General features: G+C 55.7%; 22 protein-coding genes. 8 read left to right on the forward strand and 14 right to left on the reverse strand.

The window, feature by feature from the left end; translation table 11 throughout:
* Positions 1 to 56 precede the first annotated feature (56 nt).
* Positions 57 to 2,228 (forward strand): Zn(II)/Cd(II)/Pb(II) translocating P-type ATPase ZntA, encoded by a 2,172-nt coding sequence (zntA, locus tag AB8846_RS18240; RefSeq protein ID WP_370733339.1) that lies wholly within the window; start codon positions 57 to 59, stop codon positions 2,226 to 2,228.
* An 88-nt stretch (positions 2,229 to 2,316) separates the two neighbouring features.
* Here the strand turns inward: zntA and ubiA are convergent, their stop codons facing one another.
* The 5 genes from ubiA to malK all read right to left on the reverse strand — a co-directional run bounded on the left by ubiA (position 2,317) and on the right by malK (position 7,438).
* Complete coding sequence (ubiA, locus tag AB8846_RS18245; protein ID WP_063145314.1) at positions 2,317 to 3,186, reverse strand: 4-hydroxybenzoate octaprenyltransferase; 870 nt, start codon at positions 3,184 to 3,186, stop codon at positions 2,317 to 2,319.
* Positions 3,187 to 3,198: 12 nt separating this feature from the next.
* On the reverse strand, positions 3,199 to 3,696 hold the full coding sequence (ubiC, locus tag AB8846_RS18250; RefSeq protein ID WP_063145315.1) for a chorismate lyase: 498 nt from the start codon (positions 3,694 to 3,696) through the stop codon (positions 3,199 to 3,201).
* 180 nt (positions 3,697 to 3,876) lie between these two features.
* On the reverse strand, positions 3,877 to 4,830 hold the full coding sequence (malM, locus tag AB8846_RS18255; protein WP_331413750.1) for a maltose operon protein MalM: 954 nt from the start codon (positions 4,828 to 4,830) through the stop codon (positions 3,877 to 3,879).
* A gap of 113 nt (positions 4,831 to 4,943) precedes the next feature.
* A complete protein-coding gene (locus AB8846_RS18260) occupies positions 4,944 to 6,257 on the reverse strand; it encodes a maltoporin (RefSeq protein ID WP_331413752.1) in 1,314 nt (437 codons plus the stop codon).
* A gap of 71 nt (positions 6,258 to 6,328) precedes the next feature.
* A complete protein-coding gene (malK, locus tag AB8846_RS18265; protein ID WP_059312961.1) occupies positions 6,329 to 7,438 on the reverse strand; it encodes a maltose/maltodextrin ABC transporter ATP-binding protein MalK in 1,110 nt (369 codons plus the stop codon).
* Positions 7,439 to 7,808: 370 nt separating this feature from the next.
* Here malK and malE point away from each other — a divergent pair, with 370 nt between their 5' ends.
* The 3 genes from malE to malG all read left to right on the forward strand — a co-directional run bounded on the left by malE (position 7,809) and on the right by malG (position 11,570).
* Positions 7,809 to 8,999 (forward strand): maltose/maltodextrin ABC transporter substrate-binding protein MalE, encoded by a 1,191-nt coding sequence (gene malE / locus AB8846_RS18270; protein WP_063145318.1) that lies wholly within the window; start codon positions 7,809 to 7,811, stop codon positions 8,997 to 8,999.
* A gap of 121 nt (positions 9,000 to 9,120) precedes the next feature.
* Positions 9,121 to 10,665 carry a maltose ABC transporter permease MalF gene (malF, locus tag AB8846_RS18275; protein ID WP_370733340.1) on the forward strand — a complete coding sequence of 515 codons (1,545 nt, stop codon included), beginning with the start codon at positions 9,121 to 9,123 and terminating at the stop codon, positions 10,663 to 10,665.
* A 14-nt stretch (positions 10,666 to 10,679) separates the two neighbouring features.
* The gene (gene malG, locus AB8846_RS18280) at positions 10,680 to 11,570 is read left to right on the forward strand and encodes a maltose ABC transporter permease MalG (RefSeq protein WP_063145320.1); all 891 of its coding nucleotides are present in this window, start codon (positions 10,680 to 10,682) and stop codon (positions 11,568 to 11,570) included.
* A gap of 97 nt (positions 11,571 to 11,667) precedes the next feature.
* Here malG and psiE read toward each other — a convergent pair whose 3' ends face one another.
* Complete coding sequence (gene psiE, locus AB8846_RS18285; RefSeq protein WP_000202963.1) at positions 11,668 to 12,078, reverse strand: phosphate-starvation-inducible protein PsiE; 411 nt, start codon at positions 12,076 to 12,078, stop codon at positions 11,668 to 11,670.
* Between the two features lie 96 nt (positions 12,079 to 12,174).
* On the opposite strand from psiE, the gene AB8846_RS18290 reads away from it, so the two are divergent.
* Complete coding sequence (locus tag AB8846_RS18290; protein WP_063145321.1) at positions 12,175 to 12,627, forward strand: acyltransferase; 453 nt, start codon at positions 12,175 to 12,177, stop codon at positions 12,625 to 12,627.
* 78 nt (positions 12,628 to 12,705) lie between these two features.
* Here AB8846_RS18290 and AB8846_RS18295 read toward each other — a convergent pair whose 3' ends face one another.
* The 5 genes from AB8846_RS18295 to pgi form a co-directional block, all read right to left on the reverse strand.
* Positions 12,706 to 14,802 (reverse strand): YjbH domain-containing protein, encoded by a 2,097-nt coding sequence (locus AB8846_RS18295; RefSeq protein ID WP_370733341.1) that lies wholly within the window; start codon positions 14,800 to 14,802, stop codon positions 12,706 to 12,708.
* Entirely contained in the window at positions 14,802 to 15,539 is a 738-nt protein-coding gene (locus tag AB8846_RS18300) for a capsule biosynthesis GfcC D2 domain-containing protein (RefSeq protein WP_370733342.1), read from the reverse strand. Before AB8846_RS18300 ends, AB8846_RS18295 begins: the two co-directional genes overlap by 1 nt.
* Positions 15,536 to 16,174, reverse strand: a complete 639-nt coding sequence (locus tag AB8846_RS18305; protein ID WP_331413756.1) for a YjbF family lipoprotein — start codon at positions 16,172 to 16,174, stop codon at positions 15,536 to 15,538. Before AB8846_RS18305 ends, AB8846_RS18300 begins: the two co-directional genes overlap by 4 nt.
* A gap of 63 nt (positions 16,175 to 16,237) precedes the next feature.
* Positions 16,238 to 16,480: an exopolysaccharide production protein YjbE gene (yjbE, locus tag AB8846_RS18310; protein WP_008503423.1), complete on the reverse strand. Its 243-nt coding sequence runs from the start codon at positions 16,478 to 16,480 to the stop codon at positions 16,238 to 16,240.
* Between the two features lie 367 nt (positions 16,481 to 16,847).
* Entirely contained in the window at positions 16,848 to 18,497 is a 1,650-nt protein-coding gene (gene pgi, locus AB8846_RS18315) for a glucose-6-phosphate isomerase (RefSeq protein WP_063145325.1), read from the reverse strand.
* Positions 18,498 to 18,871: 374 nt separating this feature from the next.
* Between pgi and lysC the strand changes: the two genes are divergently transcribed.
* From lysC to AB8846_RS18330, 3 genes are all read left to right on the forward strand, one after another.
* Positions 18,872 to 20,221, forward strand: a complete 1,350-nt coding sequence (gene lysC / locus AB8846_RS18320) for a lysine-sensitive aspartokinase 3 (RefSeq protein ID WP_063145326.1) — start codon at positions 18,872 to 18,874, stop codon at positions 20,219 to 20,221.
* A gap of 153 nt (positions 20,222 to 20,374) precedes the next feature.
* Positions 20,375 to 21,106, forward strand: a complete 732-nt coding sequence (locus tag AB8846_RS18325; protein ID WP_370733343.1) for a hypothetical protein — start codon at positions 20,375 to 20,377, stop codon at positions 21,104 to 21,106.
* Positions 21,107 to 21,203: 97 nt separating this feature from the next.
* Complete coding sequence (locus AB8846_RS18330; RefSeq protein ID WP_023309994.1) at positions 21,204 to 21,476, forward strand: DUF3811 domain-containing protein; 273 nt, start codon at positions 21,204 to 21,206, stop codon at positions 21,474 to 21,476.
* Here the strand turns inward: AB8846_RS18330 and rluF are convergent, their stop codons facing one another.
* Genes rluF through AB8846_RS18345 form a run of 3 tightly spaced genes read right to left on the reverse strand, consistent with a single transcriptional unit; the run spans position 21,477 to position 23,094 of the window.
* On the reverse strand, positions 21,477 to 22,349 hold the full coding sequence (gene rluF, locus AB8846_RS18335; protein ID WP_331413762.1) for a 23S rRNA pseudouridine(2604) synthase RluF: 873 nt from the start codon (positions 22,347 to 22,349) through the stop codon (positions 21,477 to 21,479).
* Between the two features lie 53 nt (positions 22,350 to 22,402).
* Entirely contained in the window at positions 22,403 to 22,741 is a 339-nt protein-coding gene (locus AB8846_RS18340) for a helix-turn-helix domain-containing protein (RefSeq protein WP_370733345.1), read from the reverse strand.
* A gap of 2 nt (positions 22,742 to 22,743) precedes the next feature.
* Complete coding sequence (locus tag AB8846_RS18345) at positions 22,744 to 23,094, reverse strand: type II toxin-antitoxin system RelE/ParE family toxin (protein ID WP_331413765.1); 351 nt, start codon at positions 23,092 to 23,094, stop codon at positions 22,744 to 22,746.
* Between the last annotated feature and the right edge of the window lie 51 nt (positions 23,095 to 23,145).

Raw genomic sequence — 23,145 nt, forward strand, 5'->3', positions numbered from 1 at the left:
CGACTCCAGAGTGTATGCTGCGGTTAATGAGAAAATTATCATTGCCGGAGACTGCCATGTCGACTCCAGAAATACCAAAAAAAGTTCCTCAATTCTCGGCTCTTAAGCTCAGCCCGGCTCCGTCGAAAGACGACTGCTGCTGCGAAGGCGCGTGCGAAACGCAAGCTCAACCCCTTCCTGAAAGCGGCAACCGCTTCAGTTGGGTCGTCAACGGTATGGACTGCGCGGCCTGCGCCCGCAAAGTGGAAAACGCCGTCAAACAAGTGCCGGGCGTGAGCCACGTTCAGGTGCTGTTCGCCACCGAAAAGCTGCTGGTTAGCGCCGATAACGACATCAGCAAGCAGGTTGAAGCCGCCGTCAGCAAGGCGGGATATACCCTGCGCAGCGAAACGGCGTCCGTTGAAAAAACCTCCTCCCTGAAAGAAAACCTGCCGCTCATTACCCTCATCATCATGATGGCCCTGAGCTGGGGGCTGGAACAGATTAACCATCCATTCGGCAATCTGGCGTTTATCGCCACCACCCTGGTCGGGCTGTTCCCGATTGCCCGCCAGGCGCTGCGCCTGATGAAAAGCGGCAGCTGGTTTGCCATCGAAACGCTGATGAGCGTGGCGGCAATCGGCGCGCTGTTCATTGGCGCGACGGCAGAAGCGGCGATGGTGCTGCTGCTGTTCTTAATCGGCGAACGTCTTGAAGGCTGGGCGGCAAGCCGGGCGCGTAAAGGTGTCAGCGCGCTGATGGCGCTGAAGCCGGAAACCGCCACTCGCGTGATAAACGGCACGCGTGAAACGGTCGCCATCAATACGCTGCGCCCGGGTGACGTGATTGAAGTGGCCGCCGGGGGGCGTCTGCCCGCCGACGGCGCGCTGCTTACCGCCACCGCGAGCTTTGATGAAAGCGCCCTGACCGGGGAATCCATTCCGGTAGAGCGTGCCGCAGGTGAAAAAGTGCCTGCTGGAGCCACCAGCGTCGACCGTCTGGTGCAGCTCACCGTGCTTTCCGAGCCGGGCAACAGCGCTATCGACCGTATCCTGAAGCTGATTGAAGAGGCCGAAGAGCGCCGCGCGCCGGTCGAACGCTTTATCGATCGCTTCAGCCGGATTTATACCCCTGCCATCATGCTGGTTGCCCTGCTGGTCACTATCGTGCCGCCGCTGTTCTTCGGCGCGCCGTGGGAGGGCTGGATCTATAAAGGGCTGACGCTGCTGCTGATCGGCTGCCCGTGCGCGCTGGTGATTTCCACCCCGGCGGCGATTACCTCCGGGCTGGCGGCGGCGGCACGTCGCGGGGCGCTGATTAAGGGCGGCGCGGCGCTGGAACAGCTGAGCCAGGTCCAGCATATCGCCTTCGATAAAACCGGCACGCTGACCGTCGGCAAGCCGCAGGTGACCGGCGTGTATCCGCAGGACATCAGTGAAGACGAACTTCTAATGCTGGCCGCCGCCGTGGAGCAGGGCTCCACTCACCCGCTGGCGCAGGCGATTGTGCGTGAAGCCCAGGCGCGCGGGCTGAACATCCCTCTGGCAACCGCCCAGCGAGCGCTGGTCGGGTCAGGGATTGAGGCCTCCGTTGACGGTAAAAAGGTACTGATTGTCGCGGCTGGCAAGTCTTCTCATCCAGAGGTTGAGGCGCTAGAGCAGACCGGACAAACCGTCGTGACCGTGATGCAGGACGGCGTCGCGAAAGGGATGCTGGCGCTGCGCGATACCCTGCGCGATGACGCAAAAGAAGCCGTAGCGGCGCTGCATCAGCTAGGCGTGCAGGGCGTTATTCTTACCGGTGATAACCCTCGCGCGGCGGCAGCGATTGCCGGTGAGCTGGGGCTGGAGTTTAAAGCTGGATTATTGCCTGCGGATAAGGTCAGCGCGGTAACGGAGCTGAACGCTCGCGCGCCGCTGGCGATGGTCGGTGACGGGATTAACGATGCCCCCGCGATGAAAGCCTCCACCATTGGTATTGCGATGGGCAGCGGAACCGACGTGGCGCTGGAAACGGCCGACGCGGCATTGACGCACAACCGCCTGACCGGGCTGGCGCAGATGATTAGCCTGGCGCGGGCGACGCGGGCCAATATCCGTCAAAACATCGGCATTGCGCTCGGTCTGAAAGGGATTTTCCTGGTGACGACCCTGCTCGGCATGACCGGGTTGTGGCTGGCGGTGCTGGCGGATACCGGGGCAACGGTGCTGGTGACGGCGAACGCGCTTCGGCTGCTGCACCGCCGGTAAAAAAGCCGGGTGGCGGCTACGCCTTACCCGGCCTACAATTCGTCACGACACGTAGGCCCGGTAAGCGTCAGCGCCACCGGGCTATTTTTCAGGAGAAGTAGCTCATCGCCAGGCCTAAAAACAGTACCAATCCGACGTAGTTGTTGTTCATAAACGCTTTAAAACAGGCGTCGCGCTCACGCTTCGCAATCAGCTTTTGCTGGTACGCAAACAGCAGTCCCGCCACCAGCACGGACCAGTAAAACTCCCAGTTCAGACCGTTCAGGCGACCGATCGCGACCATCAGCGCCAGTACCGCGACCTGCAGGATACCGATAATCAGCTTGTCCTGACGACCAAAGAGGATGGCGGTTGATTTGATGCCAATTTTCAGGTCATCGTCGCGGTCTACCATCGCGTATTGCGTGTCATACGCCACGGCCCAGAGAATGTTCGCCAGGAACATCAGCCAGCAGCTGAGCGGTAAGGACTCACTAACCGCCGCAAACGCCATCGGAATCGACCAGCCAAACGCCGCGCCCAGCACCACCTGAGGCAGGTGGGTATAGCGCTTCATAAACGGATACACCCAGGCCAACGCCAGCGCCGCAACGGAAAGCAGAATGGTCATGGTGTTGAGGGTTAACACCAGCAGGAAAGAGAGCAGCACCAGAACAATGAACAGCACGCGGGCTTCTTTCCCGGTGACCTGCCCGCTGGGTAACGGACGACCGGCAGTACGCTTAACATGGCCGTCGAATTTACGATCGGCATAGTCATTCACCACGCAGCCCGCCGCGCGCATCAGCCAGACGCCGGCAACGAACACGCCCAGGATCCACAGCGGCGGCACGCCCGGCGTGGCGAGCCACAGCGCCCATAGGGTTGGCCACAATAGCAGTAACGCGCCAATCGGTTTATCGGTACGCATTAAGCGGTGATACGCCAGCAGCTTATTCTGCGTCAGGCTCCACTCCATTTTTTCTTCCTCTTAGTACAACGGTGATGCCGGTAAAAAAAGCTCCGTCAGAATTAACGGTTTACCGCTCAGGCGAAGGCGGGAACGACGCCCCCAGAGTTCGGCATCACGACCAATCTCAATAAAATCCCGGGTAAGCTCAGACGAGGTGAAAAGGTAACGCCCCAGCGGCGTTTTCCCCAGACGCTGCAGGGCCAGTTCTGGCCCGGAAAGGGTGGACTCGGGCACCACCGTCCGCCCGGCAAGCCATGGCTCACCGTCAGCACAGAGTAAAATTTCGCGCAGCCAGTAACGTGGCTCTTTCGGCAGCAGCGGCAGCTCGCTGGCGATCTCATCGCCAGAAACAAACCCTTCCTGAATCAGGGTCACCGTGACCGTTTTACCCTGTTGCTCAAAACGTTTCGTCATGGAATCTTCCAGCAACAGCCAGTCCAGCTGCTGCGGATCAAGCGCAGGTATTTGGTCGAAATAGCGCAGCGCACGCAGTTGCGTTAGCGCAGGGTGTGACATGCCAGACTCTCCGATACATAACGTAATGGCATTGTATCGCAGAAACACGGATTGAGGGGGGCCAAACGTTATTTAACGATCACGATCGCAACATGGGCGCAACAGCCTGACGGATACGAAAAAAAGTGCGCCCACTCAGGCGCACCAAACTACTAACAAATCAGCACTGTGGGGAAACGGTTACCCCTTGCCTTTTACACTGCTGATAAAGGTGGAACGGGCAGTGGTTGAACCTAAACGTTCGGCTTCATCAAGCAGTTTCAGCGCTTTATCGACATCGCCGCGCTTCACCGCCTGCTTAATGGCGTTGTTGAAGTACTCTTCGGTGTCGTTCAGAACCGGCTCAGCTTTCTTCGCCGGGGCAGGCGCTGCGGTCGCCACCGGTGCGGCTGCCGTAGCAGCTGGCGCGGTATAGGCAGGAGCAGCAGTGTTACCTACAGTCACAGGGCCGGTACCGGAGGAGCCAAACAGCGGGCCGACCAGCACGCTGGACGCATTGTTCGTTGAGACTTTCAGCTTGAGCAGGCCGTCGGTGACGTGGCGCGCTAAAGGATCCGGGATATCCGGAACAGAGTTACCCGTTCCTTTGGCGTAGGCTTTTGCCGGATCGATAAGCTTAGTGGTCTGCTGTAGATCTTTTTCAGTCGTGAAAACCAGAACATAAATCTTCTGCTGTCCCAAAGCTGGCGTCAGGCGCATTTTGCCTTCCAGGCGGTCGGCGCTCATGACGCCAGGCTCCTGATAGCTAAAGTACTCGCTTGGGAAGAAAGCAGATGGCGTCAGATTCTGATCCAGAATCAACACGTTCGGCGCAAAGACGCTGGTTTGCTTGTTCACTTCGCTGGTCAGCGTCAGGGTCAGCTCACCAATGTTGGCCGGCACGCTGTAGGCGGCAACAGGCCCGGCGATCCCCGGCACGTTCAGCTGCTGGCCGCCCGTAGAAAGCTGTGTCGACTGTGTTTTGGATTGATCAACAGGCGTCCATGTCAGCTGCTGGAGCGCCGCCGCCGGGATCGCCGGCGCAGCGCTGGTATTTTGTGGTACGAAATTCACGTCTGCAAAGGAGACCGCCGGAACACAGGCCATCAGCCCCGCAGAGAGGCACAGCGCGACGAGACTTTTCTTCATTTTCATTGTTATTACCTCTGATAGCGTGAGCACTGCGGTGGCCAGGCAATAGCGCGCAGCACCCTAAGGATAGAGGGGCTTGCGCCCCTCTTTTAGGTCATTACGTCAGGTCTAACGAATTACCACCAGATTTCCATCTGGGCACCGAAGGTCCACTCATCAGAGTCGCCACGGCTGAAGGTTTTTGCGGACGTGTCGCTGTACGCAATACCAGAGTCATAGCCTGCACCGGAGTCGCCGTTCGCGTAGCCCCATTTCTCATCCCATTTCGCGTAGGTTGCGAAGACACGGATAGCCGGACGGGACCAGATGCTGTCGCCAGCCTGCCATTGCTGTGCCAGGGTAATTTTGTACTGGCTGTTAGTGTCGTCAGTTTTCTGAGACTTGACGTTGTCGTAGCCCACTTCCAGCAGGGTGCTCATGATTGGCGTCCATTTGTACATAGGACGAACGCCGACAGTCCACCATTTGGTGCCGTTGTTGTTATCCAGGTTGATGTCCTGGTACATACCCACGTACATCAGATCCCAGGAGTCGCCCAGAGAGATCGCACCGTGGTCCAGAACACGCCACATGTCGCCGTTGTTGTTGATGCTACCACCTTCCGGACGGCCCTTGCCGTTGGAGGTCATAGAGTCAGTTGCGTACTGCAGCACAAACTTGTTAAAGCCCTTCAGCATGCTCTGGGTATGTTCAGCGGTGAACATCCAGCCGTCTTTAGACGCGCCAGGCTGCAGGTAGTAGTCATCTGGAATATTGGTGTGGCCATAATCAACACCGAACTCCAGCGTACCGCCTTCGTTGACCTGCATCTGTGCTAAACGGACGTCGAAGACATCGTTCGGTACCAGGTTGTCATAAATACGGTTACCCAGCGCGTCACGATCGGCAAAGGTCGCTGAGCCGCCCGCTTCAGAAGAACGGGTTGCTGCCAGAGAGAGCTTACCGAAGCCCAGGTCGATGTTTTCGATACCCGCACCAGGACCTGAAATATCCCAGTAGTAGAAGTCGATCATGTGAACGTCATGACGCTGATAGAAGCGCTTACCGGCCCAGATGGTAGAACCTGGCAGTGCTTCAATGAGGTTTTTACCCTGCACGTTAGCTTCACGGAAGGCTGGGCTGGTGGATTCCCAGTCGTTCTGCTGAGAGACGGAATACGCGACGTTGGTGTCGAAGTAGAAGCTCTTATCGCCCTCTTTCCACACTTCCTGGCCCAGTTTCAGTTCAGCGTAGGTTTCACATTCGTTACCGAGACGGTATTTACTTTGAGCACCTGTTGCCTGGAAGCATTGCTGTTCACCGCCACTCCCGGTCCAGCCAATGCCGGAACGAGCATAACCTTTAAAGTCCACGGCGCCTGCCTGGGCAGACAGGATGCCTGCCGCAACGGCGATTGCCAGAGGGACTTGTTTGCGCAGAGTAATCATCATTCTATCTCCTGAGATCATTGCTTTTCTTTGAACACTTCACCTGTCGGTTTCGTGTCTTCTTTTGGGATTGCTTAAACGCCTGGCTCTTTGTGCAACCGACGACATGCAGTGCCATCCTCACGGAACAGATGGCAACGCTCTGGCGGCAAGCCGATAGCGAATTTGGCACCCTCTTCTACCAACACCACGTCATTCTGGCGGTAGACCAGGTTCTGACGGATGGCGGGGATCTGGATATGAATCTGTGTTTCGTGACCAAGCTGTTCGACGACCTGAACGTCACCTTCCAGGGTCACATCGGCGATGTGGCTCGGGAGTAAATGTTCAGGACGAATACCCAGGGACATATTTGCCCCGACCTGTACGTTGGCGCTGTCGACCGGCAGCCAGACCTGCTGGCGGTTTGGCAGCTCCACCTGTACTTGTTCAATGGCTGTCGCGGTCACTTTGACGGGCAGGAAGTTCATCTTTGGCGAGCCAATAAAGCCCGCAACAAAGCGGTCTGCCGGGTAGTGGTACAGCTCCAGCGGTTTACCCACCTGCGCAACGCGGCCGGCATCCAGCACCACGATTTTGTCGGCGAGGGTCATCGCTTCCACCTGATCGTGGGTGACGTAAATCATCGTGCGGCCAAGACGCTTGTGCAGACGGGAGATTTCAATACGCATCTGGACGCGCAGGGCGGCATCCAGGTTTGAGAGAGGTTCATCGAGCAGGAACACGCGCGGTTCCGCCACCAGCGTACGACCAATCGCCACACGCTGACGCTGACCACCGGAAAGCGCTTTTGGTTTACGCTCCAGCAGATGAGCCAGCTGTAACACTTCCGCCACCTGCGTCACGCGCTGGTTAATGACCTCTTTCTTCGCGCCGGCCAGCTTCAGGCCAAAGGACATGTTTTCGGCAACGGAAAGGTGGGGATAAAGTGCATAAGACTGGAACACCATGCCTACGCCGCGTTCGGCAGGCGGGATGTCGTTCATTCGGGTATCACCGATCAGCAGGTCACCGCTGGTGATCGTTTCAAGACCGGCAATCATACGCAGCAGAGTAGATTTACCACAGCCTGATGGGCCAACAAACACCACGAATTCGCCTTCGTTGATGTCCAGATTGATGTCTTTCGACACCACAACGTCACCCCAGGCTTTCGTTACATTACGCAGCTGTACGCTCGCCATGCCCTTCTCCCTTCGTTACAACCTGTCACCGACAGAAACATTCAAGATAAGTTCACTATGGGGTATCCATTACTTTCCCGAATCCTCCACCCCCCGCCTTTTTGATGGGGGAGGAGGCGGGAGGATGAGAGAGCAGGCTCTGCGACCGCTCTGGGAGGGCTGAGGCAAAATTCGTGAAGCCGCCTGCAAAATTCAGTGGGTTTTTATGTGCGCCAGCACTCATAACTTAAATTTATGCAACGGAGATCACACAAACGGGGGGTGGGGCGTAGGGGTTGGGAGGATGGAAAGAGGATGTCAAATAAGGAGACTGAGACACGTTGAACCACTGAAGTCATACCATGAGACATCACCAAAAAGGATGGCAGCTATGAATATCAAGACTGGCGCACGCGTTTTCGCATTGTCCGCCCTCGCAGCAATGACGATTTCCGCACCGGCGCTCGCCAAAATTGAAGAAGGCAAACTGGTTATCTGGATTAACGGCGACAAGGGCTATAACGGCCTGGCCGAAGTGGGCAAAAAATTCGAGAAAGACACCGGTATCAAAGTTACCGTAGAACACCCGGACAAACTGGAAGAGAAATTCCCGCAGGTTGCAGCAACCGGCGACGGCCCGGACATCATCTTCTGGGCGCATGACCGTTTCGGGGGCTACGCGCAGTCTGGCCTGCTGGCAGAAGTGACGCCAGATAAAGCCTTCCAGGACAAGCTGTTCCCGTTCACCTGGGACGCCGTTCGCTATAACGGCAAGCTGATCGCTTACCCTATCGCGGTTGAAGCCCTGTCTCTGATTTACAACAAGGACCTGGTACCAAACCCACCGAAAACCTGGGAAGAGATCCCGAAACTGGATAAAGAGCTGAAGGCGAAAGGTAAATCCGCCCTGATGTTCAACCTGCAAGAGCCGTACTTCACCTGGCCGCTGATTGCTGCCGACGGCGGTTACGCGTTCAAGTTTGAAAACGGCAAATATGACGTGAAAGACGTGGGCGTGGACAACGCGGGCGCGAAAGCGGGTCTGACCTTCCTGGTTGACCTCATCAAGAACAAACACATGAACGCGGATACCGACTACTCCATCGCGGAAGCGGCGTTCAACAAAGGCGAAACTGCGATGACCATCAACGGTCCGTGGGCCTGGACCAATATCGACAAGAGCAAAATCAACTATGGCGTGACGCTGCTGCCAACCTTCAAAGGCAAGCCGTCTAAACCGTTCGTTGGCGTGCTGAGCGCGGGCATCAACGCTGCCAGCCCGAACAAAGAGCTGGCGAAAGAGTTCCTGGAAAACTACCTGCTGACCGATCAGGGTCTGGATGAAGTGAACAAGGACAAACCGCTGGGCGCCGTTGCGCTGAAATCCTTCCAGGATCATCTGGCGAAGGACCCACGTATCGCGGCCACCATGGATAACGCCCAGAAAGGCGAAATCATGCCGAACATCCCACAGATGGCCGCGTTCTGGTACGCCACGCGTACCGCGGTCATCAACGCTGCAAGCGGTCGTCAGACTGTCGATGCCGCGCTGAAGGATGCTCAGGGTCGTATTACTAAGTAAGTCTGAAAAACGGCGGGTGGCGCATGCGCTTACCCGCCCTACGACTACGGCACGATCCGTAGGTCAGGTAAGCGCAGCGCCACCTGACGATAAGTTTCCACCGTTGTAGAGGAAGAACCCCATGGATGTCATTAAAAAGAAACGCTGGTGGCAAAGCGACGCGCTGAAGTGGTCAGTGATAGGTCTGCTGTGTCTGCTGGTGGGTTACCTTGTTGTTTTAATGTACGTGCAAGGGGAATATCTGTTCGCCATCATGACGCTGATTTTAAGCTCTGCTGGCCTGTATATTTTCGCTAATCGTAAAGCCTATGCCTGGCGCTATGTCTACCCGGGCGTGGCCGGGATGGGGCTGTTTGTCCTGTTCCCGCTGATTTGTACCATCGCCATTGCGTTCACCAACTACAGCAGCACCAACCAGCTTGCGCAGGAACGCGCGCAGCAGGTCCTGCTGGATCGCTCATATCAGGCAGGCAAGACCTTTAACTTCGGCCTGTATCCTGCCGGTAACGAGTGGAAGTTAGCGCTTACTGACGAATCAAGCAGCAAATACTATGTCTCCGACGCGTTCAAGTTTGGCGGCGAGCAGAAGCTGGCCTTAAAAGAGGCGCAGGCCCTGCCGGAAGGTGAACGTGCCAACCTCCGCGTTATTACCCAGAACCGTCAGGCGCTGACCCAGCTCACCGCCGTGCTGCCAGATGAAAGCAAAGTGACCATGAGCTCGCTGCGCCAGTTCTCCGGTACGCAGCCGCTGTACACTCTGGCGGACAACGGCACGCTGACCAACAACCAGAGCGGCGTGAAATATCGTCCGAATAACGACATTGGTTTCTATCAGTCCATTACTGCCGACGGCAAATGGGGTGATGACAAGCTCAGCCCGGGCTATACCGTCACCATTGGCTGGGACAACTTTACCCGCGTGTTTACCGACGAAGGCATTCAGAAACCGTTCTTCGCCATCTTCGTCTGGACGGTGGTCTTCTCGGTGCTGACGGTGATCCTGACCGTTGCCGTGGGCATGGTGCTGGCCTGTCTCGTCCAGTGGGAATCTCTGAAAGGCAAAGCGATTTACCGCGTGCTGCTGATTCTGCCGTACGCCGTACCGTCGTTTATCTCGATTCTGATTTTCAAAGGGCTGTTTAACCAGAGCTTCGGTGAAATCAACATGATGCTGAGCGCCCTGTTCGGCATCAAACCGGCCTGGTTCAGCGACCCGACCACCGCTCGCTCGATGATTATCATCGTGAACACCTGGCTCGGTTATCCGTACATGATGATCCTGTGCATGGGCCTGCTGAAGGCTATCCCGGACGATCTGTACGAAGCCTCGGCGATGGACGGCGCGGGTCCGTTCCAGAACTTCTTCAAGATTACGCTGCCGCTGCTTATTAAGCCGCTGACGCCGCTGATGATTGCCAGCTTCGCCTTTAACTTTAACAACTTCGTGCTGATTCAGCTGTTGACCAACGGCGGCCCGGACCGCCTTGGCACCACGACGCCAGCAGGCTATACCGACCTGCTCGTGAGCTACACCTACCGTATCGCCTTCGAAGGCGGCGGCGGCCAGGACTTCGGTCTGGCGGCAGCGATTGCCACCCTGATCTTCCTGCTGGTAGGCGCCCTGGCGATTGTGAACCTGAAAGCCACACGTATGAAATTCGACTAAGGAGGGCACTGATTATGTCTATGGTCCAACCCAAATCACAAAAGCTGCGCCTCTTCGCAACGCACTTAGGCCTGCTGATTTTCATCGCGGCGATCATGTTCCCGCTGCTGATGGTTATCGCCATCTCCCTGCGTTCGGGTAACTTCGCGACCGGGAGCCTGATCCCGGACGAAATCTCCTGGGAGCACTGGAAGCTCGCGCTGGGCTTCAGCGTGGAACACGCGGATGGCCGCGTCACGCCGCCGCCGTTCCCGGTGCTGCTGTGGCTGTGGAACTCGGTGAAAATCGCAGGCATTACCGCCATTGGTATCGTGGCGCTTTCCACCACCTGCGCCTACGCCTTCGCCCGCATGCGCTTCCCGGGTAAAGCGACGCTGCTGAAAGGGATGCTGATTTTCCAGATGTTCCCGGCCGTACTGTCACTGGTAGCGTTGTATGCCTTGTTTGACCGTCTGGGCCAGTACGTACCGTTTATCGGTCTGAACACCCACGGCGGCGTGATCTTCGCCTATCTTGGCGGTATCGCACTGCATGTATGGACCATTAAGGGCTATTTCGAAACCATCGACGGCTCGCTGGAAGAAGCGGCCGCGCTGGATGGTGCAACTCCATGGCAGGCGTTCCGCCTGGTGCTGCTGCCGCTGTCGGTGCCTATCCTGGCGGTGGTGTTTATTCTGTCGTTTATCGCTGCGATCACTGAAGTACCGGTTGCCTCACTGTTACTGCGTGATGTGAACAGCTACACCCTGGCCGTCGGTATGCAGCAATACCTCAACCCGCAAAACTACCTGTGGGGCGACTTTGCCGCGGCGGCGGTTCTTTCCGCCATCCCGATTACCGTGGTGTTCCTGCTGGCGCAGCGCTGGCTGGTCAACGGCCTGACGGCGGGCGGTGTGAAAGGTTAAGTTTCATTTGTTATGCCACTGCAACCCTCAACTTTAGACGTATTGTATTGACCCAACTTGTGACTGTTGTTAGGCGCTCCTCGGAGCGCCATTTTTTTTATTCTCGCTTCAGCCGCTTCGAGTTGCACAACCAGAGGGTGATCACCAGCAGCAGGATCGCCGCCGAGTAGATCAGCACGTCGAGCGGGGATTTATGATCGACGATGATCAGCCGCACTATCGCAGTGATCCCGATGTAGACAAAATAACGCAGCGGGAAGTGAAAGCCGGACTGAAAGTACTTCACAATCAGGGCGATAAATTCAAAGTAGAGAAAGTAGACCACCAGGCCTTCCACCAGCGCATATTTGCTGGTTTGTTCAGGGGCGAACAGTACATCCGCGAGATGTACCGTCTCTTTACCCAAAAAGACGACCAGTATCAGGCCAAGACTCAGCAGACCGAGGTTCAGCACGGTCTGGAGGATAGTTGAGATAAACTCAACGCGCGGGCGAGTCAGGGATGTCATACAGCACCTCATTCTCCAGGGCGAGGTTCCTGTATAACGCAAAAATGTGACGGGGATCTATATTTTTTAATTATGTTTTATGTAGGAAGAAAACCGATGGAGCGTAAACAAACCGGGGTTCGCAACGTGACCTGTGGCGACAATGTGATCGTATATGAACCTGCTAACCTTTACGACTGTGTGCTGGGCAACGGCGTATTCGTCGGCCCGTTTGTTGAAATCCAGGGCAATACGCGCATCGGTGACGACTGCAAAATCCAGTCGCACACCTTCATCTGCGAGTATGTCACTATTGGCAAGCGTTGCTTTGTTGGCCATGGCGTGATGTTTGCCAACGATATGTTTCGGGAGGGGAAACCGAACGCCGACCGAGAGAGCTGGGGCCATATTACCGTGGGGGATGATGTTTCGATAGGCAGTGGAGCGACCATTCTGGCGGTATCCATCTGCGACGGTGCGGTGATTGGTGCAGGGAGCGTGGTAACAAAATCGATCGTCGAGAAAGGTGTCTATGCCGGGAACCCGGCGAGGCTACTGCGCCGCTTGTGATTCGCCCGGTGGCGCTGCGCTTACCGGGCCTACAAAAACCGTAGGCCGGGCAAACGCAGTGCCGCCCGGCGTGAAGCATTAACGGAAGTTAATGTTCTTGTCACTGGTCATGTCATACAGCTGGAACTTACGTCCAAGCTGCTGACCGCCGTCACGCGTTAGCGGCGTCCAGCCAATCGCCGCGCGGCTGCGGGTTGGGCCTGACGAGAACAGATCCAGCGGAATGGACACGTAAACCCCTTTGGTGAAGTCCCCTTCCCCATATTCGTCCGGCGAAACGTTGGTGATGGTGGCGTAGCCGCCCACCACGACGCCGCTGTCGAAGTGTTTAGAGATATCCAGGGTGCCGCCCTTATCGCCAGCCAGATACTGGCCGACGCTGGCTTTCACCAGCACGTCAGGGGCGAACGACGGCGTCCAGTAGGCGGTCAGATGGCCCGTTTTGACGCTGTAGTCGGTGAACTTCATCATGTCCTGCGCGCTGCGCCAGTCACGCTGCTTGACGTAGTTGGCATCAACCCCGAACGCCCAGTTGCTGTCGACAGGACGATAAAGCACTTCCGCCCCCGCGCCGCCGTACATGGTTTCCAGATACCCGCCGTACACCTGGCCGTAGAAGCCGTTGCCGAAGTACTGGAAGTAGTTGGCCTGCAGGTTATTCACGTAGGCATCGTTCTGCACGTATTCACGCACGCGGGTGCGCACGCGCGGCAGCGTCGAGTCTTTTGGCGGATTGGTGTAGTTGAACTTGTCGTAGTTGTTGGCGATGTTGCCGAACAGGCTGCCGGTGGTCAGCAGGTGGTCGGTGAGCCACAGATCCGCCGTCGCCATGACGCCCAGCTGATACATGTAGAAGTTTTCAGGCCCGCCGACGGACTGGTTCAGCACCGGATCGATATGGAAATCAAAGCGCGATTTGTCGATATACCAGCCCTGCTCGGTGGTGTCCGGCACCACGGGCTCAACGCGTTTTTGCACCAGCTCGGTTTCATGCCCGAGCGGCTCGCCTTCCAGATGGCGCTTAAGGCTGGCAACGTCCGTTTCGGTTGTGACCTGCGGCAGGTTGAGACGGTTTTCCGTCACGCGGATCGTGCGGATCCCCTCCGGCAGATCGTTCATAACGATCCGGTTGGCGCGTTCGATCCCTTCGCGCGAGTCGCGGTATTTCACCTGCTCGCCGGTGACGTAAAGCGTATCGCCCTTGGTCTGAATCTTCGGATCCGCCAGACCGGCATTGTATTTCAACAGCGTCAGCTGGTTTGCCACCACGGAGTGCTGCAGAATCGCATCCTGCGGCTCCGGCTGGTATGCAGGCCGCGCGTTATCATTGTAGTGCGGCCGCATATCGTTAAAGTTGGTGCGCAGCGTGAAGCCAAACATCACCGTATTGCCGCGCTCGTAGCTGAGGTTAACGTCGGCCCAGTCAGTGACGCGATAAATGGCGCCGACGTTAAACTTGCTCTTCTGCTCAATTTTCCCGGCGAAGTCCTGCGAGTAGTCATTCCCTTCATACTCCAGCTTCAGGCGTAATGGCTGCCAGGGCGTTTGATACTCGACCCCGCCAAACAGCGAGGCGGGGCCGTGGAACATCTGGTCACCGTTGATGGAACCGGCTTTTTTGTAGCTGTTATCGCGATAGCAGTATTTGTCGCTGTAGGAGCAGAACGGGTTTTTCACGTTGCCGCTGGTGCCCAGATAGCCCCACCCCAGGCCGAGCGAGAAGTCGAACGGCCCCCAGGCTTTGCTGGCCACGATGTATTCCGCATCAAACAGGCCGGTACCACCGATATCTTTGGCACCCACGGACACCTGCGGCATCCAGTAACTCTCTTCCCACAGGCGCAGCTTGACGTCGAAGGCTTTATCTTTGTAGGTCTGATCGCCGGAGAACGCCTCAACGCTGCTGTATTGTTTCGTACGCACGTCGGTATAGCGCAGCGTGGTTTCAAGCCATGGGAACAGCTGCACCGACGCCGAGTAGTAGCGATACTGGTCGTTATCACGGTAGTTAAGGCTAATTTCCCCTTCACGCGCCATACGCGCGGTGGGCGTTTGCAGTAAACCGACGCCGCCGAAGTCTGACTGAGACGGGCCAATGGGTGCCGGATACGTTTCTGCATGGCAGGCGGCACTCACGCAGAGCGCCAGCATGCTGTAGAGATAAGTTCTTTTCATTATTCCGGTATCCGCTGAATCAGGGAGTGAAGGATATCGGCGTTAAGCCCGTCATACGCCTTCGTCCAGAAATGGTCGGCAAAACCGACAAAAATGATGCTGCCCGGCATAGGTTCGATATGCCGTTTATTCCAGTAAGCCACGGAGGCTTTTTGTGTGTGCCCGTCAGGGTAAACCACCCAGGCGTAGCTGTTATCGGCACCGCTCAGCAGGCTCTGCTCGTCGAGGTAGCTCGCCACGTCACGACCTGGCGTAAAGGGCTTGTTACCCGGGCTGCTGATAAGCCCCATCACGGTCACCGTCGTCGGCTTCGCCGGAAGCCAGAGCGTATACTCCCCTTCAAGCGTCGGGTTGCCCTTTTCCGTGACGCGCACTTCATCTGGATCAAGATTCACTTTCTGACGGCCCGTCACCTTCAGCGCCTGCAGCTGCTGGCGAACGCTGTTGATGGCCGCCGCGTCGTCGCCATCTTCCTGCTCCGCTAACCCCGTCAGCCTGGCAAGGAGCGCCTTGTGCTGTTGTTCCGCTTCAGCGGTCTTCTGCCGTTCAGCGATCACTGCCCCCGGCCACCAGCTGTTGGCGAGCCTTGGCTGTCCGACGAGATCGAGCAGATGCTCGGCGTGGGTTAAGGTTTTGGGTTTTTCACTGTCCGGCGTGTAGACCTTTACCGTCCCTGCGGACCATGCCAGCGGCGCGGCAAGGCTGGCGAGAAGCGCAACGTGGATGAGCGTTTTCATGATTTCGCCGCCTTGATCAGGGTGGTTTTAACCGGGAAGAATCCGGCACCGAGATACTGCAGGGACTGGCGGATCTGCCCTTCCTCGTCGATCCAGAAGCGGTTGTGCCAGGTGGCCTGTTCGGTGGTGACTTCTTCATCCAGCACGCGAACATGGGTTTCGTCGCTGCCGACTGTCACGCTGTCCGTGCCGTCCCAGCGGAAGGTCGAGCGTGCCGTGGCGTAACGCACCTGCTTATGTTCGGTCCAGCCCATCGTGCGCGTCCAGCTTGCGCCGTCGGCGATCTGGTTCGGCTCGATCAGCGGATCGGCAGCAATATTATTTACTTCCAGCAGGTTATCGCCGCCCAACAGGGTTTTCACGATACGGCCATGCTGCGTCACGATGGTGGCCTGATCCTGCGTCACCCATTTCTGCTGCCCGTTTTCATCGAAAGCGAGCACCACAAACAGCTGCGGGCCATCGTTAAGCTGCATGTACTGACTGGCATAGGGCATGTTTTGAAGTTCGTCATCGGTCAGATGTACGCCCGGCGTGCCAAACACGCTTTCCCACAGTGAATTTCCCAGCCCTTTAGTGGTGGCCGAGCACGCCTGCAGCAGCAGGCAAATCAGAATGATTGCAGGTCGCTTCACGACTCTTCTCCGAAGGGGCGAAATAACCACACCGAAGTGTGGTTATGATTAAAACACCCGCTATTACTGGGTGCTGGTTGTCGTGGTGGTCGTGGTTCCGGTATTGGAGCCATCACCGCCACCGGTTGCCGCCAGCGCGACACCCACGGCTGAACTTACGGTGCTGGCGCTGGCTGCGGTAGAACTTCCCGCAGACGCAGACGTCGCAGCCGAACCTGCCGCTTCCCCGACCTGAACCGGAGCTGCATAAACAGATGTCGCCGCAAGCGCAGATATGGCAAAAATGCCATACAGTACTTTCTTCATAACAATTTCCCTTCAATGAATGAATGGAGATTTGCCCGAAAAGAATTTCAGGCGGAATCGAGTATACACAACTACTGCCGTGGGTTTGCCGTAAGGGGAAATAGGGAGCGGGTTTTCGGACTAATGGATAAAATCGAAATGAAAGGCAAATTACATAAATATATAACCAATATAAATCAATAAGTTATAATATAAAGACATTAATTAGTTTCTACGTATTTTCTTAAAATAAACCGCAGCAATTAACGGGTTAAGCGTCTTTTTCGGATTAAACTCAGATCCAGAATTTGAGTTAACTAACAGACATCAGGAATTATCCGATAAAAAAATGCCGGCATTAAGCCGGCACGTTTTCATGACGTTTTAATTACGCACGCCATGCTTTATAACGGTTGATCAAACCATTTGTCGAGCTGTCATGGCTGGCAATCGCTTTATCGTCACCCAGCTCTGGCAGAATACGGTTTGCCAGCTGTTTGCCCAGCTCAACGCCCCACTGGTCAAAGGTGAAGATGTTCAGGATCGCGCCCTGCGTGAAGATCTTATGCTCGTACAGGGCAATCAGCGCGCCCAGGCTGAACGGCGTGATTTCGCGCAGCAGGATGGAGTTGGTTGGACGGTTGCCTTCAAACACTTTGAACGGCACAACGTGGTCCAGGGTTGCCGGATCTTTACCCTGGTCACGGTATTCCTGCTCAACCACCTCGCGGGATTTACCGAACGCCAGCGCTTCGGTCTGCGCAAAGAAGTTCGACAGCAGCTTCGGATGGTGGTCGGACAGCGGGTTATGGGTGATAGCCGGGGCGATGAAATCGCACGGTACCATTTTGGTGCCCTGGTGAATCAGCTGGTAGAAGGCATGCTGACCGTTGGTGCCCGGCTCGCCCCAGATGATTGGACCAGTCTGGTAATCCACCGCGTTGCCGTTACGGTCAACGTATTTACCGTTGGATTCCATGTTGCCCTGCTGGAAGTAGGCCGCAAAGCGGTGCATATACTGGTCGTACGGCAGGATCGCTTCGGTTTCAGCGCCGAAGAAGTTGTTGTACCAGATACCGATCAGCGCCAGCAGCACCGGCAGGTTTTTCTCTGGTGCGGTCGTGGAGAAGTGTTTATCCATCGCGTGCGCGCCGGAGAGCAGCTCAACGAAGTTGTCGAAGCCCACGGACAGGATGATGGACAGACCGATCGCAGACCACAGGGAGTAGCGGCCGCCAACCCAGTCCCAGAACTCGAACATGTTCGCGGTATCAATGCCGAACTCGCTGACGGCTTTACCGTTGGTAGACAGCGCCGCGAAGTGTTTCGCCACGTGCTTGTTGTCGCCTGCGGTTTTCAGGAACCAGTCGCGCGCGCTGTGGGCGTTGGTCATGGTTTCCTGAGTGGTAAAGGTTTTGGAGGCCACCAGGAACAGGGTGGTTTCCGGGTTCACGTTCTTCAGCACTTCGGCGATGTGGGTACCATCGACGTTAGACACAAAGTGCATATTGAGGTGGTTTTTATACGGGCGCAGCGCTTCGGTCACCATGAACGGACCGAGGTCAGACCCGCCGATACCGATGTTCACCACGTCGGTGATCGCTTTGCCGGTGTAGCCTTTCCAGCTTCCGGAGATGATCGCTTCAGAGAAGGTTTTCATCTTTTCCAGCACCGCGTTCACTTCCGGCATAACGTCTTTGCCGTCAACGATGATTGGCGTATTGCTACGGTTACGCAGGGCCACGTGCAGCACGGCGCGGTCTTCGGTGCGGTTGATCTTCTCACCGGAGAACATGGACTTGATGGCGTCGGCAAGCTCCGTCTCTTTCGCCAGATCCTGCAGTTTTGCCAGCGTCTCTTCGGTAATGCGGTTTTTGGAGAAATCCACCAGCATCAGGTCGTCGAAGGTCGCGGAGAACTTAGCGAAACGATCGGCATCTTTCGCGAACAGATCCGCGATGGTGACGTCTTTCATTTCATCAAAATGTTTCTGGAGTGCCTGCCAGGCAGCGGTCTGCGTTGGGTTGATGTTTTTCATTAGCAATACTCTTCTGATTTGAGAATTGTGACTGCGGTCGATTGTAGCGCCTGCAAATAAAAATTGTGATGGTTTTTATGCCATTGCCCTGGCCTGCATCAAACGCAGGTGAAAAGACCCGAAAAGTATAGCTGCTGAAGTGGCCTCCTGCGGCGGCGAAATGTCGCTCAAAACAGGCTAAAACGGAGCATAAAATATGGCCCTGTTATAAGTCCTGTTTCTCAGGGGTACCCCCCCATGAAAAATCCGCATAATCCCAGCATTGACAGGACCTCCCCCGCATTTTATTTATAGGGCCGTATTTTGCGCCTGCACCTGTTTTCATTTCATTCTTGTGCCATGGTCGCTTATTCATTCCCTGACACGAGGTTGTTATGACGAGTTTTGTGGTCGCCAAGTTTGGCGGCACCAGTGTGGCAGATTACGCTGCCATGAACCGCAGCGCCGATGTGGTGCTGGCCGATCCGAATACCCGCCTGGTGGTGCTTTCTGCATCCGCTGGCGTGACGAACCTGCTGGTTTCTCTGTCTGAAGGACTTGAAGCGACAGAACGTTTCGTGAAGCTGGACGCGCTGCGCAAAATTCAGTTCGACATCCTTGAGTGTCTTCAGAATCCAAATGTGATCCGCGAGGAAATCGAACGCCTGCTGGAAAATATCACCACCCTGGCAGAAGCGGCGTCTCTGGCAAACTCCTCGGCCCTGACGGATGAACTGGTCAGCCACGGCGAGCTGATGTCTACCCTGCTGTTTGTTGAGATTATGCGCGAGCGTAATATTCAGGCGCAGTGGTTTGACGTGCGTAAAGTGATGCGCACCAGCGATCGCTTTGGCCGTGCCGAACCGGACGTTGAGGCGCTGGCCGAGTTGACCAGCCAGCAGCTGGCACCGCGCCTGGAAGAAGGTATCGTGATCACCCAGGGCTTTATCGGTAGCGAAGCAAAAGGACGCACGACGACGCTGGGCCGCGGCGGCAGCGACTACACCGCCGCCCTGCTGGGCGAAGCGCTGCACGCCACGCGCGTAGATATCTGGACGGACGTGCCGGGCATTTACACCACCGACCCGCGCGTGGTCTCTACGGCAAAACGTATTGATGTGATCGCGTTTGAAGAAGCGGCGGAGATGGCTACCTTTGGCGCGAAAGTGCTGCATCCTGCAACCCTGCTTCCCGCCGTGCGCAGCGATATTCCTGTCTTCGTTGGCTCCAGTAAAGAGCCGAAAGCAGGCGGCACAATGGTGTGTAAGAGAACCGAAAGCCCGCCGCTGTTCCGCGCCCTGGCCCTGCGCCGCAAGCAGACGCTGGTCACGCTGCACAGCCATAACATGCTGCACTCCCGCGGATTCCTGGCAGAAGTGTTTGGTATTCTGGCGCGCCACAATATCTCCGTAGACCTGATCACCACGTCAGAAGTGAGTATTGCGCTGACCCTGGATACGACCGGCTCAACGTCCAAGGGCGATACCCTGCTGACCCAGTCGCTGCTGATTGAGCTGTCCGAGCTGTGCCGCGTGGAAGTCGAAGAAGACCTGGCGCTGGTTGCCATCATTGGCAACAAGCTGTCGCGCGCCTGCGGCGTGGGCAAAGAGGTGTTCGGCGTACTCGACCCGTTCAGCATCCGCATGATTTGCTACGGCGCGTCCAGCTACAACCTCTGCTTCCTGGTGCCTGCCGATCAGGCCGAGCAGGTGGTGCAGAAACTTCATCAGAATTTGTTTGAATAACTTTTTTTGCAAAACAGATGAGCCGGGCCCTCTGCCCGGCTTTTTATTTCGTTGTCTCACCCGGCCAAATATCACAGGGCATAAAGCAAATTTTCAGTCAGTGGAACTTTCTCTATTTTCAACAGGCACACACTTTTACTGAAGGAAAATGAGATGAAAAAAGCCCTGATTGTTATCGCCGCACTCTTCGTATTTACCCACCAGGCTCTGGCGGCCCCACGGCCCATTGCTGCCGGTGCCTACAAAATCACTATGCCGAACGTTCGTAATGGCTCATGTTTCCCTGCCATGCCTAATTACAGTAAAGACCTTACTGTTGCTGGCGGCGCTGAGCCTGTTCATGTATCAAGGCATCACATCATCCCTTACAACCTGCTGCGCGATTTTTATAACCGGGCGCTGCAAGAAAAAGCGTTACCCAAACTTCGCGGTGTATTTTTGACTCTCCGGGATAATCTGCGGGATTATGCCGCCGCAGGAAATTGTGCTGTTAACGCCGACGATTTAGCGGGAACAGCAAATCTTATCGATATGATAATCAACGGCACGGTGACCAATAATTCTGCGGCGGCATTTCCTGACTATTTTGACGACTTTGCATCGTTTTATGCCTGGCTACCGGGTAATTTATTTATTGGTCCGACAAACAGAAATGACGACCCCGAAGATGAGTTCGAAGCCAAAGCAGGTGTCGTAGTGGGTGATAACTTCTCGCTTTATGAACGCGCAAATAAAAATATGAAGTCCTATGTGGCAACAGGTGATGCAAGTTTGCTTTTAAGCATTAACAGCGACTTAACGAGTATCGCCAAAAAGAAAGGCGTATATCCGCTGAACGGCCACAACTGGAACCTGTCTCGTGATGGAAACTATGTTTTGCGCTAAATAAGACTCAAAAATGATTTAACCGCACGCGTGGTAATCATATATCTGGCTGTCAGTATGTTTTACACTGAAGCCTCCCCAACAGGAGGCTTCAGCAATGGCTACACCACGTTTGACCCAGAAAGACATGACGGAAGCCGAGCAGCGCGAACTGAAAACGCTTCTCGACCGCGCCCGTATCGCACATGGCCGCACGCTGACGAACGCCGAAACCAATCAGGTGAAAAAAGAGTACATCGATAAGCTGATGGCGCAGCGTGACGCCGCGGCGAAAAAAGCCCGCAAGCTGAAAAAAGAGCAGGCTTATAAACCCGATGCAGAGGCGACCTTTTCCTGGTCGGCCACAACGTCTACCCGTGGAAGGCGCTAATCAGCGCCCTTTCTTTTTACGCCCCGGCTGAGTAAAGCGCTTTCCGTTGCCCGGCTTGCCTCGCCCTTTCTCTTCCGCCTGCGGCGCCTTCACCACCGGGCGCTTAATCGCCTGGGTTTTCGGTTTGGCTTTAGCTTTCGGCTTCGCTTCAGAAGACGAGTTCTCGATAAGCTTGAACAGCTCAATCAGCTCATCGCCAGTTAAGTCGCGCCACTCGCCCAGCGGGATCCCGGACAGGCTGACGTTCATAATGCGCGTGCGTTCCAGCTTCGTCACTTCATAACCGAAGTGTTCGCACATGCGGCGGATTTGGCGGTTCAGGCCCTGCACCAGGGTAATGCGGAACGCGAACGGTGCTTCTTTCTTCACCTTACACTTCTTCGTGACGGTGCCGAGGATCGGCACACCGGCACCCATGCCACGAATAAATTCGTCCGTGACCGGCTTATTGACTGTCACAATGTACTCTTTCTCGTGGTCGTTACCGGCACGCAGGATTTTGTTGACCAGATCGCCGTGGTTGGTGAGGAAAATCAGCCCCTGAGAGTCTTTATCCAGACGGCCAATCGGGAAGATACGGCTGCTGTGGTTCACGAAATCAACGATGTTGTCCCGTTCACCGTCTTCCGTGGTGCTGACAATCCCAACCGGTTTGTTCAACGCGATAAACACCAGGTCTTCAGCATCGCGCGGCTCGATGACCTGACCATTCACTTTTACCACATCGCCAGGGGCCACCTGATCGCCGATGGTGGCGCGTTTGCCGTTAAGAAACACGTTACCTTGTTCAATGTAACGGTCAGCCTCGCGACGTGAGCAGATCCCGCTCTCGCTAATGTATTTGTTTAATCGGGTTGATTGAGTTGGCAGCATAGTTTCTCCTGTGAAGGGCGAAATATACCTTAGGTTTGGGCCGAAAAAAAAGATTAGCCGACGGTAACTGAGACGGGTTTTCCAAGTTTACACAGCATCATGATCAGCGTATCAAGCGTGAACTTACTGGTTTTGAGGTTCACGACATCAGACACTCGGGGACGAGAGACGTTTAGCCTGGCGGCAGCGTCAGCCTGACGCAGTTTATTCTCCGCAATCCACGAGGAAATTTCCTGCATCAGTTGCCGCTTGATGGCAAGCAACTGCTCAACCTCTTTCTCGGCGCATTCGTGTAGTTGTTTAGCTTCACTTTCTTTGAAACCCAGTTCAGCAAAGATGTTCGTTTCTGAAGCCGTCACATGCCGAATTTTTGTATCAACGCGTCTTCCCATTTTCATCCTCTCCGAGCATCAAGCACCGACTGAAAACGTGCCTTTGCTATGTATTTATCATGGCCTGATGTCCGCTGCGTTTTCTTCTTAAAGCAATGCAGTACGTAAACAGCATCCTCGTAACGAGCCAAATAGATAATTCGGTATGCGCCCGTGTCACCGCGCAACCGTATCTCTGCAACGCCTTTGCCGATCTCTGAGATGGGCTTCCAGTCCGCCGCCTCTAATCCAGCCTGTAATCGGTGTAGCTGATATCCCGCATCCCGTCGGATTTCCTCCGGGAAGCCGCGCAAATCATCGAAGGCACTCCCCATCCATGCAATGGGCCTCATTGCTGGTCTTTCTGAAAGCATACCACATCCCTGTATAAAATTTTATACATTAAAAATCACATTGTCTTACTC

This window comes from Enterobacter sp. KB-221C9, assembly GCF_041320715.1.
Classification (GTDB): Bacteria; Pseudomonadota; Gammaproteobacteria; order Enterobacterales; family Enterobacteriaceae; genus Enterobacter; species Enterobacter asburiae_D.